This window comes from Legionella worsleiensis (assembly GCF_001467535.1).
Lineage (GTDB): Bacteria > Pseudomonadota > Gammaproteobacteria > Legionellales > Legionellaceae > Legionella > Legionella worsleiensis.
In genome coordinates this window covers 25,828-41,949 of the sequence record NZ_LNZC01000022.1, presented here as the reverse complement: position 1 = coordinate 41,949, position 16,122 = coordinate 25,828, and the positions used below count along the sequence as shown (strand labels likewise).

The following is a 16,122-nucleotide window of genomic DNA, read 5'->3' as shown; positions in this document are numbered from 1 at the left end:
CTCATTTAGCATATGTAGCCTGTATTAGACGAAGTCGTAATACAGGTAGTCAAATTCCCTATCTCATCAAGTCGCAAAAAAAAAACAGACGCACCAAATGAATCACCTCGACAACCCCCAGCCATGAAAAAACATTCCCAGATTAAACACCCTGTAATACGACTTCGTCTATTACAGGCTACATCAACGGATTTGTGACTCATTTAGCATATGTAGCCTGTATTAGACGAAGTCGTAATACAGGTAGTCAAATTCCCTATCTCATCAAGTCGCAAAAAAAAACAGACGCACCAGATGAATCACCTCGACAACCCCCAGCAATGAAAAAACATTCCCAGATTAAACACCCTGTAATACGACTTCGTCTATTACAGGCTACATCAACGGATTTGTGACTCATTTAGGCGTAGCCTGTATTAGACGAAGTCGTAATACAGGTAGTCAAATTCCCTATCTCATCAAGTCGCAAAAAAAAAAAGACACACCAGATGAATCACCTCGACATCATCCTGACATTAAAAAACGCCCCCAGATTGGACACCCTGTATTACGACTTTGTCTAATACAGGCTACAAAACTGCTATCAAAAGAGCAGAATTAATAATACCTTAAGTAAGAAGTGGTAAAGTAATAATCAAAAATTAGCTTTAATTTAATTGTAAATTTAACTCATTGTTCCTCTAAAAAAAATAGACTATCCACACAGGTAGGAGATACTGATGAATTACCCTCCATATGATAATTTACCGCACGAAGAAAAAGACAGTTTAATGATTGATTTTAAACAATCTTATACTGATTTTGATAACCAAATGGTTGCATTTAGCGCCTTACAAGTGTTGGAGGCTAATGGCGTTAAAAACGTACACGTTATAAAAGTAGCCCCTCAAAGTCGAGGTGTTTATTTTGATCTATCCGAACAGCTTGCAGAGTTAATCCCGACCATTCCCGCTGATAAACGCTATGTTATTTTTTCATTACCTGTAAACAAAGGACATCACTCTGTTGCAGTTGTCATGGACACAAGCAACAAACAGTGTTTTTTCATAGACTCACTGTATCGGTACAATGGTGAGGCATACCATCTGATAAAAAGAGCAGTAGACAATAAAATTCTTGCTGATTACACCATAATTGCTCCGGCGGTAACAACCATTCAACAAAATGACGGAACCGAAGAGTGGAGCTGTGGTATTCATAGTGCAGCTAACATGGTAGGAATCATCCTGGGAACAATTAACCTGCGAACTGGAGCAGGCATCACAGAGAGAACACCTGATGAGGTCAATCATTTGACTGCTTTATTTTACAGAGCCTATCTGGATAGAATGAATTTGAATAATGTCGCATTACTGGAAATGATGCAGATTAAAACTCTTCGCTATGCGTTAAACGAATTGAATCAATCCTCGCTATCAACCAACATTAAAAACGACAGCTTGATCCTATCGCAATTTTTATGCGAAATGTATCCGCCATCATTAACAGAAGACGAATATCTGCTGAAACAAAACATTCACTCTTTTCTTACCGAATTCACTGAACGCAGCAAAGAAAATAAAGTAGCATCGTTATTAATAACTGAAGCATTCAAAAAAAATCTGCCTGATGATTTAGAGATTAGATATAACGAATCAGTACCACGATTATACTCTTATCTGGTCGAACAATTAGCCCTCTCAACGCTAACGCTAAGGCAACAACATACACCGAGCAGCTCAGCCTCGTCTTGCACTTCAGTTCGCCCAACTACATCGCCAAGAACAACTGTTGAGCACAGAATTGATGCTGCCTCATCAGGAGCTTCATCATCCGGAGCCTCATCATCAGCATCCTCAAGTGAGCCAGTCCCATCTGTCATGGAATTTCACCGTTGCGCACAACAACAAATGGAATTTTTGGCAAAACAAGGTTTTAAAATGGCTGCTATGAGCGAAGCAGATAAGCCGGTAATGTTAAGCTGGAGATCAGAGTCAACCAGTGTCGCATCTTCTCAAGTTACGGTAACAGACCAGCGAACAGCATTTTTGTATACAAATGCCCTAAGTGCGATACCGCAAGAACATTATCTTCTAAAATATGCGGTTGCAGCGAAAATTACCCTGGATCATTTAAACCCAGACGAGATAGCAGCGCAATTCACCAAAACTGATATGCTCTACCAAAATCTTGACTACTTACAACAAAAAAGTTTAGGGACTTATCTGATATCATCCTCAGAGTCCATTCCGAATGACTTTGCCTTTAGATTAATGGCTTTGTATATTGTGGCTAATGATAGATTATTTGATGCAGCATTATTAAGACGAGCCAACTGAGTATTTCAGGAAAACGGACTGAGCGCAATGTTCGTGCAATACCATGCACTTACTTCCAAGACAGATTTTAGTGAGTTACGTTATTTCAGCGTGTTTGCTGACTTATTCAGCAGATCTAAGCCCGCTCTGGAGATACTGCCCAAACTACCTGAAAGCACTGCATCACAAAGTGTTTTTAGCTCAAGCAGTGGCTTCTTTTCTCCTGCGAAGCTCAATCTGAATCAAGCCCTTGGCTTGTTATTAAAACCATTCAACGAATTACCAGAAGATGTTCGAAAATTTGTCACTAACGAATTCAACAAAAGAACTGAGCAGGATTTTTCGGTTGAGGAGTTCTGGTTTTTCTCAACAGAGCAAGTAAAAGCATCCCTCATGGTTGAGTACGCCTGTCCATATGACCGAGCTGAACGTTACAGACCCTAAATATACTCGCATTGGGTTGCACTTAATCGTGCTGTCCAATGCGATATTTACTCTCCCCTAACACCAACGCTTAACTGTGTTGCCAGCTGGCTTTAGCCCTGTACAGAGCAGGTAAGTCATTAACCGTTTTTTTAATGTCTTGAGGTAGAGTGAACAACTCCCGAGGCTTTTGATAATACACGCCTAAAGGCACTGGATAATCGGGAAAGGTCAAACGAGCCAGACGCATCGCATCAATTAAATTCGCTGAATTATGAGTATATAAACTACCCATATCAGAACCGACACGTTCAAAGAGTCCATCACATACATTCAAGGCATGTTCTTTTTGAGCACCAAAAATCAGAGGCTTATCTTCTTCCAATAAAACGGTATGCTCTGCACGATTACTTTTTACCGCAAAGTCATCAAAGGCACCATGATTAAAAATATTACAATCCTGATAAATCTCAACAAAAGAACATCCCTGATGTTCGTAAGCTTTTTTCAATATGGAACTCAGATGAGCCGGATCTTTATCCACGGCACGAGCTACAAAACTGGCTCCTGAAGCCAGAGCAATCATCAGCGGATTAACCGGTTCATTGGTTACTCCCTGAGGTGATGTTTTAGTGACTTGCCCTTTTTGGGATGTAGGTGAAAACTGCCCTTTGGTCAGGCCATAAACCTGGTTGTTAAACAGCAAAATATTAACATTAACATTACGTCTTAAAATATGGATGAGGTGATTACCCCCTATGCTCAAAGCATCACCATCTCCAGTAATAATCCAGACGGTTAAATCATCCCGCATGGTTTTTAATCCGGTTGCAACAGCAGTTGCTCTCCCATGAATGGTATGAAAACCGTAAGTATTCATGTAGTAAGGCAAACGACCAGCGCAGCCTATTCCTGAAACAAACACATGTTGCTCTGGTGCCAGTCCCAATTCCGGCAGAACCTTTTGCAAAGCCGCTAAAATGGCATAATCCCCACACCCGGGACACCAACGAACTTCATTCGCATTAGTAAAGTCTTCACGCTTATAATTGTTGTTCATAATTGGCTTCCGCTTGGATGGCATTAACAAGATAAGTGACGCTAAATGGCTGACCATTACACTGACTAATAGATTGGGCATCGACTAGATAAGTTGCTCTCAAGATCTGACATAACTGCCCTGAATTCAACTCGGCAACAATGACTTTATCGAAGGATTTGATTAAGCCTGCCAAATCATCAGGTAAGGGATTGAGATGACGTAAATGGATGTAGGCAACCGGCAAGCCTTGTTCACAGCATAGGGTCACTGCTGATTTTATACTGCCATAAGTACTGCCCCATCCAATGATCAATACCGAAGCAGAGGCATCTCCTTCAACACGAATTTTCTCATAGCTGTGTGCAATACCGTTGATTTTGTTCATGCGCAAATTCACCATTTTTTGATGATTTTCTGCATCATAACTGACTCGTCCCTCATCGCCCTGTTTTTCCAAACCACCTAATTGATGGATAAAACCAGGGGTTCCGGGAATATTCCAGCTTCGACTCAAGGATTCATCTCGCTGAAAAGGTTTGGTAAAACGGTTGTATTCAATAGTGGGAATCTTTAAGGATTCAACTGTCGGAATTTCCCACGGTTCGGCGGCGTTAGCAAGATACGCATCCAGTAAAACAATTACCGGGGTCATGTATTTGATTGCGATATTAAATGCTTCCAGCACCGTGTAAAAACAATCGGATGGTGATTGAGCTGCCAGCACTGGCAAGGGTGCTTCGCCGTGTCTGCCGTATAAGGCCTGACGTAAATCACTTTGGCTGGTTTTCGTTGGTAAACCTGTTGATGCACCTGCTCTTTGCACGTCTACTAAAACCAAAGGTAACTCAGCGACTACAGCCAACCCCAAACTTTCGCTTTTCAGATCAAGACCTGGGCCTGAAGTACAGCTTAGGGCAAGCCTCCCACCATATGCAGCACCAATACAACAACACAAAGACGCAATTTCATCTTCAGCCTGAATGAGTTGCACGCCATAATCAGAAAGTCGTGCACACTCGTGCAAAATTGCCGAGGCAGGGGTAATGGGGTATCCAGAAACCAGCATAGGCGTCTTGGTATGGGTTGCAAGAGTAGCCAATGACAACCCTACTGCTTCTACACCAGTAATCTGACGGTATTCGCCTGCTTGTCGGTTAGCGCCCCCCAACATGTATTCACGACGGGATAACTCTAAAGTCAGAGCGTAATTATACCCTGCCAGCAAAGCAAGCTCATTGGCTTTGGCAACTTCTGGTTTTGCTTTAAATTTTTTATTTATAAAGGCCTGACAGGTTGCAGTCGGCAAATCAAAAAGCCACAAAACCAAACCCAAAATATAAAAATTTTTGGTTTTAGTCGCTTGCGGCTTAGTCAACTCCAAAGATTCTACCGCTTGCAATGTCTGGGTAATCAAAGGAAAAGACACCACCTGATAGTGTTCGGCACAGTTATCGAGAAAACTTTTATCCAATCCAGCTTTTTGCCAGTCTTTATCGGTATAACTGTCTTCGTTAATAATTAATAAACCGCCCTGATTCAAATGTTGCAGCGAATTTTTCAAGGCAGCAGGATTTAAAGCAACTAACACATCCAGCGATTCACCTGCGGTGAAAATAGCGCTTTCGGCCATAGCAAGCTGAAAACCCGAAACTCCGGCAACAGTTCCGGCTGGAGCTCTAATTTCTGCTGGAAAATCAGGAAGAGTACGAACATCACGCCCAGTAAGCGCTGCGCTAATGGTCAACTGCTCACCAACCAGTTGTACTCCGTCACCAGAGTCCCCGGTAATTCGAATCACAATCACATCATCAGTCATGGACATAAAGTCTCGCTTCTTGCATTAGTTGGCGCATATGACGCACTGCTTCTTTAAGTCCGCAAAACAGGGCTCGGGAAACAATGGCATGGCCTATGTTAAGTTCATGTAATTCTTTTATTGCCGCAACAGGTTTTACGTTATGATAATGAAGCCCATGCCCTGCATTAACAATAAGATTAAGGCTGGACGCATATTCCGCAGCACTTTGAATACGCACCAGTTCCCTGTTTTGTTGTTCGGGATTGGTCGCATCGGCATAACAACCGGTATGCAATTCAATAACCGGGGCACCAATATCAGCGGCTGCTTTAATTTGTTCCTTGTCTGGGTCAATAAACAAGGATACCTCACTCCCAATTCGTTCCAAACGACGCACCGCTTGCTCAACAGCCTTTTGATGGGTCAGGACATCAAGCCCTCCCTCTGTAGTTAATTCTTCACGTTTTTCTGGAACTAAACAAGTATGCTCAGGTAAAATTTCTTCTGCAAAATCAAGCATAGCTTCTGTCACGGCTAATTCAAGGTTCATCCGGGTTTGTAATACCTGTTTAATCAAACGAACATCACGTGCCTGAATGTGTCGTAAATCTTCGCGCATGTGCAAGGTAATACCGTCTGCCCCTGCTTCCTCTGCATCCATAGCAGCTTGAACGGGATCAGGATAGCGTGTACCACGCGCCTGACGCAGCGTGGCTATATGATCTATATTAACGCCTAACAACAACTCTTTATTCATTTTGCACCACAAGAACTTAAAATACGAAGTATAATAGACTTCCTGCTAAACTGCCATTAGGATGACCTGACTTAGGGGGTACTGCAACTGTATAAAGCTCTGGCCTTAATCTCTCGCCCACCTAAAAGATGATCTATTGCGAGGCGCATCACTCGCTTGGCTGATTTAAGACAAGACGCATCGTTGAGATTATCCTCTGCCAGAGCAAGAATATGTTCGCCAGGAATCCCTTGTGCAGACACAACAAACCCCTCACCTGCAATAAACTGATACTGACATTCAGGACGCACCAAACTACCCGTTCGAGCTTCATGGATCCATGAAAAAGAATGGCCGCAGGAATCTAACAAAGCCCATTCAAAACGACGCAAAATCGATTCAATAGTCATGCGATCAGCCGCCATAGCCAATCCATTTAAAGTCGTCAAATACGCATCAAATAAGTTTGGGTCCGGGTATAGAGGGCGCAAAACGTGATAAAGTAACTCGTTCACATACAAACCGGAAAAAAGAGCATGGCCTTCGAGAGGCAACATAGGAGAAACAGATTCCATGCTTTGCGTGTAATAACGGTCGTGTCGTTCATCAACACTTACCCATAAAGGAGTAAAGGGTTGCAATAAAGGTAATTTTTTAAGTGTTCGGGCCCCTTTACACAAGGAATGAACGAGGCCTAATTCTCGAGAAAAAAAATGCACTCTGGCACTGGTATCTCCAGACCATTGTTTATGAATAACCCATGCTTGCAAGGATTTAGTTGTCATAACCCAATTGCTTTAACATACGCTCATCATCAGCCCAACCGGACTTGACTTTACACCAGCATTGTAAAAATACTTTTTTCCCCAGCATTTTCTCCATATCCAGGCGAGCGCTGGTTGCCATTTCCTTCATTTTTTGACCTTTATCGCCAATCACCATCCGCTTATGGTTGTCTTTTTCAACCCAAATTAACGCATGAATACGCACCAGATTTCCCTCATCCTTGAAAGACTCAATTTCAACAGAAACGGCATAAGGGATTTCCTGACCGCACAAACGAAATATTTTTTCCCGTAATAACTCAGCACATAAAAATTTAATTGGCCTGTCGGTGAATTGATCATCAGGGAATAAATGAGGCCCCTCAGGTAAAAATGGAACAAGGCGAGTCTCAAGCTCTTCAACCTGAACTCCTGTCTTGGCTGAGACAGGAATGATGGCAGCAAATTCATGACGCTTGCTCATCTCTTCTATCCAGGGAAGCAGCTGATCTTTTTCGACTATTTTGTCTACTTTGTTGATCACAAGAATACATGGAACCTGAGCTTGTTTAATCAAGCCAAGCACGTATTCATCTTCCTCTTGCCAATGGGTTCCGTCGACCAGAAAAGCAATCACATCAACATCACGCAACACGCTGATGGCGGTTTTATTCATCAGACGATTCATTGCTTTTTTGTTGCTCTGATGAATTCCAGGCGTATCAACATAAACAAATTGATGCTCCCCCTCAGAACGAATGCCTAAAATGCTGTGACGGGTTGTTTGAGGTTTTTTAGAGGTAATACTTAGTTTTTGTTGCAAGATGCGATTAAGCAACGTTGATTTGCCCACATTTGGTCTACCGACCAAAGCAATATATCCGCAGTAACTAGCCATTCAAATTGGTTCCTGTTTATTTTTAAGTCATTTTATCAGTCAGACTGGAAAACATCCAGTTTTTCAGGACGAAGATACGGGTATTGCTGCATTATATCTCTTCTTGCCTTTATTTTCCTTTTATTTGGCTGGTCTAAAAATTAGCGTCATTTAATCTGTTCATTCATTTGCAAAATTTTAAAGTTGTACCTAATATTAGCCAAAGCGCCATAAGTTACCCTCACACTCTTTGATTGCCCAGGTCATAGTGGTCGCTAACAGCTAATTTACACGCATATACGGCAAATAACTGGTGTTTATTTAACCATATTTGTGTATAATAAACTTAATCAGATCGAAAAAGGATCATCCAAATGAGTAATGTGAATCCATTCAACGCAGCTCAGCTTGCAAAAAAGAATCTGGGGCAAAATGAGCATAACAGTGCCCAGAGTAAACTTGCCACAGAGCCTGCTGCCGATACTCATCTTGTAACCCTGGAAGCCTGGGTTGATTCCGTTTATGCCAAAGACGCCAAAGCAGCTGCTAAAACTTCAGACCATAAATCAGATGAAGATTACAGACCCACAGTTATGCTGAGTCGTTTTGGTTTAAAAACACCCAACGACGTCAAATTATTTCTACGCTCTCCCGCTGGAGAAGCACTCATTACAGAAATTCAAGCTGAGTTAGCAAAGGAAAAAGCAATAGAGAATAAACAACAATTCGATCAGCAAGAAAAAAGACTGTTGATGAGCAGATTAAAAGCCCTTATGTTCCTTTGGTATCTGGAAAAAAAAGCACACGCTGCAGATAAAATAAAAGACTTAGTACTGCAACAAAACGAGAAAGCCATTGAAAGAGCTCAATCAACCGGAGCACCAAAACAACAAACAGCTGTTGTTCACTCAATCCAGCAAATAGACAATGCTATTTCCGATTACGCCAAAGTATTAAATACTCTGGATACTAAAGGCTCCGATCTTGATAAACAAATGGAACGATTAAACCTCGAAGAAGCGCATCTTACTGTTAAATACAGCACATACGAAGACAACATCCTCGCCTTTGAAAATTTTCTAGGTTCACATCACAGCTTGAGTGATATAGAAAAAAGAATTCTTGAACTAAAACAACAGATGGATGCTTACGTAGATGAAGTAAATGAACTGCTTCAAACAGGAAAAGACGATGAAGCACGAATCTTGTTGCATGTTTTGACTGGACTTAACGCCCAGGCGGCAGGCTATCACGACATGATCGATGTTCTTCGCAATAAGAAATTCTTTGTAAATGCCGATGGGGAGGCAGTTACCTCTGTCAAAGATGCTGAATTGACCTTAAATATCTCACAAAAAATTGTCAAAGACGCAGACGGCATGCTTTATCTCATCAAGTCATCAGATGATTGGGATCAAATCAAAGCAGATCCTCATGCAAAAGCCAACGCTCGCAAAGGATACGAAGCACTTAAACAAGACCCCCAAGCCATGTCCGTCAAAAAAGTCGTGCAGCATAATAAAGTGCTCGAACTTAACCTGCACAGCATAAAGGTTCAGGAAACGATTGCGCTAAAACAGGAAAACCAGTATTTGAAAATGATGATTACTAATGAAGTAACACAACTTACAGCGCTTCGTGGCACCTTGCTCAACCAAGACAATCAAAGCAACCAATCAATAAATACTGAAGTAAAACTGTCACTGTCACCAATGCCGACCCCTTCTCCCAAACCCAAATCAGCAAGCGTTGCTCCGGCAAAAAAAACAGCACAGGCCAATCCTGTAGATTTATTTAAAAAACGTCTTGATGAATTGAAACAAGCAACTCAATTAACCCGCGACGACCTGTTTAATCTGGCCAATCAAGCACCTGGAGCCAATAAAATCGCAGCTATGGCCTACTTGCAAAGTATGTTCGTCAATATGCCAAGAACTGGAAATATCCCATTCCAAACCATGCAGTCCATGCTAAGAAATATGGAACGATTTGGTGTTGATGCAACGAAAGAAGCGGTGACTGCAATCAAAAGTGAGCCTGAGCTGAGACAACAAGCGGAAAATAAAACTACAGCAGAACCGACAAGACCTGCTCCAACTCCTTTTAAAACAAAGCCATTTGGATAATAATAAGCCCATAAACCCGTACTCGGTATATTACCGATACGGGTTTGGTTTTTGTTCTCCGCCTCATCACTCTGCGCCCTATCCTACATACTCCATAGACAGTAAAAAGACTGAACCCTAGTTCATACCCGAATTTAAGCGCTGCGCCCTTCCCTAAATACTCCATAGACAGTAAAAAAGAAAAACCCTGCCAGCTTTATTTAGACTTTTTTTAGGGTCTGTTGACAATACACCGCCGCCAACGTGCCGTGGCTTGTCCATGGCATCCAGTAGATGGTCAAATTAAAATAAGAACGTTCTAATAGATTGATTAATAGGAGCAAACTCATAATATAACGGTTCTAACGCTCAATATAAAACGAGTTTGCAATGTTTAGACCAACGGCACGGAAGCGGTGGTGAATTGTCAACAGACCCTAAATATTTAGCTTGCCAAGCCAGATTAAGTCTTCTAACATTGAAAAATGATAGAGCCATGCGGAAATTAACATGAATATCGATAAGTTGATGGTTAACCAACCCGTTATTGTATCACTTGATGTCGATAATTTATTATTTGAACGAGTAGATCAAATCAAAGAAGCCGGTTTTACGACCGTAGAAATCAATTCTACAGACTCACAGCTGTTATCTGAGTTGATTAAACGAAACCCTTCAATAAAAATAGGCGCTTGTGGCATAATCAACACGCAACAATTGGAAGACTGTTATAATGCCGGCGTTCACTTTGCCTCAAGCCCAGGTTTTTTACCAGCTATAGCTCAAACAGCTCATGTTTATTCTATGGATTATTTACCGGGAGTAGCTACTGTTTCCGAAGCCATGGCAGCATTACACTTAGGTTTTAACCGAGTGCGCCCCTTTCCAGCCAGCTTGGCGTTTTGTACTTTATTGAATAAAAGCCTGCCCAGTCTTCTTTTATTTCCAGCAGAAATAGAGTGGGAAGAAGCAGAGCATTTTCTTAATTTACCGGCAGTTACTGCAGTGGGTATTCATAACCCCGATAAAAAACAGCTCGTTTCCCTGTCTTCCGGAGTTTTGGTTTAAAAGGCATCTTACCAGGGCAAGGTGCCTCTGAAAAGCTTTATTCTCTGTGTATCAACAAATCAAGAACCAAAAGTGCGGCGCCTATACAGATGGCGCTGTCGGCAATATTGAAGGTTGCAAAATGATGGTACTTAAAGTAAACATCAATAAAATCAACAACATAACCATGCAGTCCTCTATCAAAAAGATTACCTACAGCACCGCCTAATATGAGGCTAATTCCGGCAGATTGCAAACGTGCATTTCCTGGAGTCCGCCATAACCAAATGATTAAGATAATACTAACCAAAGAGCTGAATCCAGCAAAAAACCAACGATGCCAATCACCTGCACCACTTAAAAAACTAAATGCGGCACCAGTATTATAAGCCAGCGTAAAATTTAACATGGGCATAACAGGCATTGGTTTATAAGGCGTTAATACAGCACCAATCCAGTGTTTGCTTGCTTGATCGCAAATAATGACTACTATGCTGAGTAAAAACCAATGCCATTTTTTCATATGAAAAGCCTCTTTTCCTCTTGGCCACTAATATTCCCCACGCAGCGTAAGCACAACTCAGGATGTTCTTCATTATGCCCCACATCCGGCCTCCTGTGCCAACAACGAGCACATTTTTCATGAGAACTGGCCTTCACCACAATAGCGACTCCTAATTCTGTACCCTGGACTCCAGCAGGAGCAGCACTCATAGGCAAAATAGCAGCATCCGATGTCATTAATAAAAATCGTAACTCTTCTCCCAGACGGCTAAGTTTGGGTACTACCTTAGCATCGGCATACAAGTTCACCTCGGCAGCCAAAGCAGAGCCTATCTCTCCTTTTTGACGAGTTTCTTCCAGCGCTTTATTTACTTCATCACGTATCTGATGCAATTGGTGCCAATCATCCATATTCACAGCCTCAATTAAAGGCCATGCATCATACCAACGCTCAATGAAAACAGAATTGCCCTGATAACCCGGGATGGATTGCCACAACTCTTCAGCAGTGAATGACAATACAGGAGCAAGCCATAGAGTAAACGCTTTTACAATATGATACATCGCTGTTTGGCAAGAACGCCGTGCTTTGCTTTCCTTTGCGTTGGTGTATTGGCGATCTTTAATTAAATCCAGATAAAAACTGCCCATATCTATAGCGCAGAAATTATGAATTTTCTGATAGATTACATGAAACTGATATGCCTCATAAGCGGCTACAATTTCATCTTGCAAAAGCTGACAACGCTTTAAAGCCCATTGATCCAGTTCTAATAAATCCTTAACATCCACGCAATCCGTTTCAGGATTAAAGTCAAAGAGATTAGCTAATAAAAAGCGTCCCGTGTTACGAATTCTTCGGTAAGCATCAGCATTACGCTTTATGATTTCATCTGAAATACTGACTTCATTGCGATAATCGGTAGAAGCGACCCATAAGCGGAGTATGTCTGCGCCATGTTGATTAATGAGCTTATCCAGAGCAACATAATTTCCCTTGGATTTGGATAATTTTTTACCTTCCGCATCTACCGTATAGCCATGCGTCAATACCGTCTTGTAGGGTGCCTTTCCACTCATAGCCACTGATGTAGTTAATGACGAGTTAAACCAGCCCCTGTGCTGATCTGAGCCTTCAAAATAAACATCTGCTGGAAAATCCAATTCTTTGTTTTGCTTCAAAACGCTGTAATGTGATACCCCTGAATCCAGCCAGACATCCATGGTATCGTTAACTTTATCGTAATGTTGTGCATCATCGCCAAGCAACTCTGCTGCATCCAATTCAAACCAGGCATCTATCCCGGATTGCTCTATCATTAACGCTACTTTTTCCAAAAGCGCCAAAGTATCAGGATGAAGCTCTCGGGTGGTGTTGTGGACAAACAGCGGCATGGGAGTACCCCAGGCTCTTTGCCTTGAAATACACCAGTCGGGTCTGTTTTCTACCATATTGGTGATGCGAGCCTTACCCCAATCAGGAACCCAGTTTACTTTATCAATTTCGTTGATTATCCCCTGTCTTAAACTGGATTTATCCATAGAGATAAACCATTGAGGAGTAGCCAAAAAAATCATGGGAGATTTATGCCGCCAACAATGAGGATAGCTGTGTCTTAAGCTTTCTTTGGCTAATAGTACATTATTTTCAGACAATTTATCTAAAACTGCATCATTCACTTTTAATACAGAAATACCCGCAAAAAAAGGAACATCATCAGCAAAACAGCCATTGGATTTTACTGGATTGATTAAAGGCAGGTCATATGACTTACCCACTAAATAATCGTCGGGTCCATGTGCTGGTGCCGTATGAACACAACCTGTTCCTGACTCAGTAGTGACATGTTCGCCAAGAACTACCGGTACAGTGCGGTTATTAAAAGGATGTTTTAATTGCAGCAACTCAAAAAGTCCGCCTTTTACAGAGCCACGTATAGTATAGGTATCAACACCATAACGAGTCATTGCCGACTCAACCAAATCCGTTGCGATAATATAGTACGCCTCGGGCGAATCAACTAAGGCGTAGTCAATTTCAGGATGCAAACAAACGGCTTCATTTGCCGGCAAAGTCCATGGCGTAGTAGTCCAGATAGGAAGAATGACCAGTTTTTCCTCTAATGCACTTTGAAATGGCTTAATAAAATCGGCAGGATTAACCGCAACAAAGGCAACATCTATGGAAGGTGATGTTTTATCCTCATACTCTACTTCTGCTTCGGCAAGGGCGGAGCCGCAATCGATACACCAGTGTACGGGTTTAAAGCCCTGTTGCAAATGACCGTTTTTGATCATCAACCCCAGCGATCTGACGATATTAGCCTCATAGCGAAAATCCATAGTCACGTAGGGATTATACCAATCACCCAATATTCCAAGCCGTTGAAATTCATCGCGCTGAATGTCAATTTGACTGGCAGCATACTCACGGCATTTGACACGAAACTCTCTTGGCGAAATTTTGACTCCCGCCTTCCCTACTTTCTTCTCTACATTCAGTTCAATAGGTAATCCGTGACAATCCCATCCGGGAACAAAAGGAGCATCGTAGCCACTAAAGGTTTTTGATTTAATGATGATGTCTTTTAGAATTTTATTCAGAGCATGACCGCAGTGCAGATGTCCATTGGCGTAAGGAGGGCCATCATGCAATATAAATTTTTTACTGCCTTTTCGGCTTTGACGTATGTGTTCGTATACTTTTTTGGCATGCCATTGTTCCAGCATTTGTGGCTCCCGGGTAGCCAAGCTTGCTTTCATTGGAAATGAAGTATTGGGAAGATTTAAAGTATCTTTATATTCTGTCATTGATGCCTACTCTGCGAAATCGTTAAGTTTTGACGGTTTAATGTGCAGCCCAAGAAACTACTGCTCATTCAGGTTTAAAAATGCTTTTGCCGCCGCAATATCATGATGAATCTGTGTAATCAAAGCATCCACTGATGTGAATTTAACCTCATCACGCAATCGGTGCAAGAAAAACACCTGCACCAACTCTCCATAAATAGAATCATTAAAATTCAATAAATGTATTTCCAATACATTTTTGGTTCCATCAACTGTAGGACGCTTTCCAATATTGGCTACTCCTGCGTGATATTTTGTGCCTATACGAACCTGAACCACATAAACACCAACCAAAGGAAGCGCAAGCCTATTCAAGTTCAAGTTAGCCGTAGGTATCCCCCACTGCCTTCCTCGACCATCACCCTTTATCACCCGACCGCATAAACTGTAGGTTCGTCCTAATAATCGAGCAGCCCAATTTAAATCGCCCCGCTGAAGTGCCGTTCTGATTTTTGTTGAACTGACCTTGTTATTTTCAATTAAAAAGTCAGGGCAAGTATCTACCTGACAGGAATAGTGTGCGCCTAAAGTTTTTAGCAAATCGACATCGCCGGTTCGGTTCGTCCCAAAACGAAAATCCTCACCAACCAGGAGATATTTTACTTTCAATGCCTTAAAAAGGAGATCGTTGGCGAAATCAACCGCATTCGTTTCTGCCATTGTCCGATCAAATTTAATGCAATAGACATAGTCTACACTGCAAGATTTCAGCATATCCAGTTTTTCTCTTAAACTGGATAAACGGGCTGGCGCAGCCTCTTTTTGAAAATACTCCCGAGGCTGAGGTTCAAACAGAATCACCATCAGGGGAAGGTTCATGCTATGCGCTTTATCATTAAGGATCTTAAGCAGGTTTTGGTGGCCTAAATGTATGCCATCAAAATTACCTATAGTAGCAACCACGCCCTTTTCAATAGCAGCAAGATGTTGAACACCACGCAACAAGTTCATTAATCAGTTTAATCAGACGAATCAAAGTACCCTATTATACTGGTTTTATTGTCTGTTGAGAAATAGAGTATTCATAAAATTTCGCTTTTAAATAACCTGTATCAGAGTTATCAGACACTATTTGCAGCAAGAAGAGTTATCAAAGCAAAAGACAGAGTTGCCTCTTTAAAAAATGCCAAACTGCTTGGACATTTTTTAAAGAAAGCAAAATTAAGTAAAGGAGTGAACAAAATCAACCTGTTATCAATGATTGATTTTAGGCCGTACAATCAAGACATCGCATTCAGCACCATGCAAAATGGCGTTTGCTGTGGAGCCTAACAATAAGGACAAACCGTGTTTGCCATGGCTTCCAGTAACGATTAAATCGATTTTATGTTCTTTGGCTACCCGTAGTATTTCATTTTTAGTAGAGCCAAATTCAATAAACCGGTGTTTTGCATCAACGCCTAATTTGTCACACAAATCATCAAGTTGTTTTTCAGCTTGCTCACGAATGGACAACTCGACTTCTGCAAATCCGGCAAATCCGGGATAGGCATAAGCAGGAATAGGCTCAACAACGTGAACCAGAATTAAATCAGCGCCATTTTCATCTGCAATTTTCTTCGCTTTTTCAGCAGCCCTGACTCCAACTTCATCAAAATCTGTGGCAAATAATACCCTTTTGTACATCATGTTCTCCTTAAAAATTCCTTATCTGATTTAAGATTAGCAGATCCTGACCA

Annotated in this window: 15 protein-coding genes; 6 read left to right on the top strand and 9 right to left on the bottom strand. The window is 41.6% G+C overall.

What is annotated here, in order from left to right; genetic code table 11:
* Positions 1 to 194: 194 nt before the first annotated feature.
* The 4 genes from Lwor_RS13770 (at position 195) to Lwor_RS08845 (ending at position 2,741) form a co-directional block, all read left to right on the top strand.
* On the top strand, positions 195 to 395 hold the full coding sequence (locus Lwor_RS13770) for a hypothetical protein (RefSeq protein ID WP_147279874.1): 201 nt from the start codon (positions 195 to 197) through the stop codon (positions 393 to 395).
* The gene (locus Lwor_RS13765) at positions 392 to 601 is read left to right on the top strand and encodes a hypothetical protein (RefSeq protein WP_147279873.1); all 210 of its coding nucleotides are present in this window, start codon (positions 392 to 394) and stop codon (positions 599 to 601) included. The genes Lwor_RS13770 and Lwor_RS13765 overlap by 4 nt, the downstream gene beginning before the upstream one ends.
* 118 nt (positions 602 to 719) lie before the next feature.
* Positions 720 to 2,318, top strand: coding sequence for a hypothetical protein (locus Lwor_RS08850; protein WP_058493530.1), 1,599 nt, complete (start codon positions 720 to 722; stop codon positions 2,316 to 2,318).
* A 27-nt stretch (positions 2,319 to 2,345) separates the two neighbouring features.
* Positions 2,346 to 2,741, top strand: coding sequence for a hypothetical protein (locus tag Lwor_RS08845; RefSeq protein WP_058493529.1), 396 nt, complete (start codon positions 2,346 to 2,348; stop codon positions 2,739 to 2,741).
* A 70-nt stretch (positions 2,742 to 2,811) separates the two neighbouring features.
* On the opposite strand, the gene Lwor_RS08840 is transcribed toward Lwor_RS08845, so the two are convergent.
* The 5 genes from Lwor_RS08840 to era all read right to left on the bottom strand — a co-directional run bounded on the left by Lwor_RS08840 (position 2,812) and on the right by era (position 7,958).
* Positions 2,812 to 3,780 carry a 2-oxoacid:ferredoxin oxidoreductase subunit beta gene (locus Lwor_RS08840; RefSeq protein WP_058493528.1) on the bottom strand — a complete coding sequence of 323 codons (969 nt, stop codon included), beginning with the start codon at positions 3,778 to 3,780 and terminating at the stop codon, positions 2,812 to 2,814.
* Positions 3,764 to 5,578, bottom strand: coding sequence for a 2-oxoacid:acceptor oxidoreductase subunit alpha (locus Lwor_RS08835; RefSeq protein ID WP_058493667.1), 1,815 nt, complete (start codon positions 5,576 to 5,578; stop codon positions 3,764 to 3,766). Before Lwor_RS08835 ends, Lwor_RS08840 begins: the two co-directional genes overlap by 17 nt.
* Positions 5,571 to 6,317, bottom strand: a complete 747-nt coding sequence (pdxJ, locus tag Lwor_RS08830; RefSeq protein WP_058493527.1) for a pyridoxine 5'-phosphate synthase — start codon at positions 6,315 to 6,317, stop codon at positions 5,571 to 5,573. Before pdxJ ends, Lwor_RS08835 begins: the two co-directional genes overlap by 8 nt.
* 71 nt (positions 6,318 to 6,388) lie before the next feature.
* Positions 6,389 to 7,081, bottom strand: a complete 693-nt coding sequence (gene recO / locus Lwor_RS08825; RefSeq protein WP_058493526.1) for a DNA repair protein RecO — start codon at positions 7,079 to 7,081, stop codon at positions 6,389 to 6,391.
* Positions 7,071 to 7,958: a GTPase Era gene (era, locus tag Lwor_RS08820; RefSeq protein ID WP_058493525.1), complete on the bottom strand. Its 888-nt coding sequence runs from the start codon at positions 7,956 to 7,958 to the stop codon at positions 7,071 to 7,073. Before era ends, recO begins: the two co-directional genes overlap by 11 nt.
* A gap of 353 nt (positions 7,959 to 8,311) precedes the next feature.
* Between era and Lwor_RS08815 the strand changes: the two genes are divergently transcribed.
* Both Lwor_RS08815 and Lwor_RS08810 read left to right on the top strand, forming a co-directional pair.
* Positions 8,312 to 10,063: a hypothetical protein gene (locus tag Lwor_RS08815; protein WP_058493524.1), complete on the top strand. Its 1,752-nt coding sequence runs from the start codon at positions 8,312 to 8,314 to the stop codon at positions 10,061 to 10,063.
* Between the two features lie 489 nt (positions 10,064 to 10,552).
* Positions 10,553 to 11,110, top strand: a complete 558-nt coding sequence (locus tag Lwor_RS08810) for a bifunctional 4-hydroxy-2-oxoglutarate aldolase/2-dehydro-3-deoxy-phosphogluconate aldolase (protein ID WP_058493523.1) — start codon at positions 10,553 to 10,555, stop codon at positions 11,108 to 11,110.
* Between the two features lie 37 nt (positions 11,111 to 11,147).
* On the opposite strand, the gene lspA is transcribed toward Lwor_RS08810, so the two are convergent.
* The 4 genes from lspA to Lwor_RS08790 form a co-directional block, all read right to left on the bottom strand.
* Positions 11,148 to 11,612, bottom strand: coding sequence for a signal peptidase II (gene lspA / locus Lwor_RS08805; RefSeq protein ID WP_058493522.1), 465 nt, complete (start codon positions 11,610 to 11,612; stop codon positions 11,148 to 11,150).
* Positions 11,609 to 14,404: an isoleucine--tRNA ligase gene (ileS, locus tag Lwor_RS08800; RefSeq protein ID WP_058493521.1), complete on the bottom strand. Its 2,796-nt coding sequence runs from the start codon at positions 14,402 to 14,404 to the stop codon at positions 11,609 to 11,611. Before ileS ends, lspA begins: the two co-directional genes overlap by 4 nt.
* 57 nt (positions 14,405 to 14,461) lie before the next feature.
* Positions 14,462 to 15,394: a bifunctional riboflavin kinase/FAD synthetase gene (ribF, locus tag Lwor_RS08795; RefSeq protein WP_058493520.1), complete on the bottom strand. Its 933-nt coding sequence runs from the start codon at positions 15,392 to 15,394 to the stop codon at positions 14,462 to 14,464.
* 243 nt (positions 15,395 to 15,637) lie between these two features.
* Positions 15,638 to 16,069 carry a universal stress protein gene (locus tag Lwor_RS08790; RefSeq protein ID WP_058493519.1) on the bottom strand — a complete coding sequence of 144 codons (432 nt, stop codon included), beginning with the start codon at positions 16,067 to 16,069 and terminating at the stop codon, positions 15,638 to 15,640.
* Positions 16,070 to 16,122 lie beyond the last annotated feature (53 nt).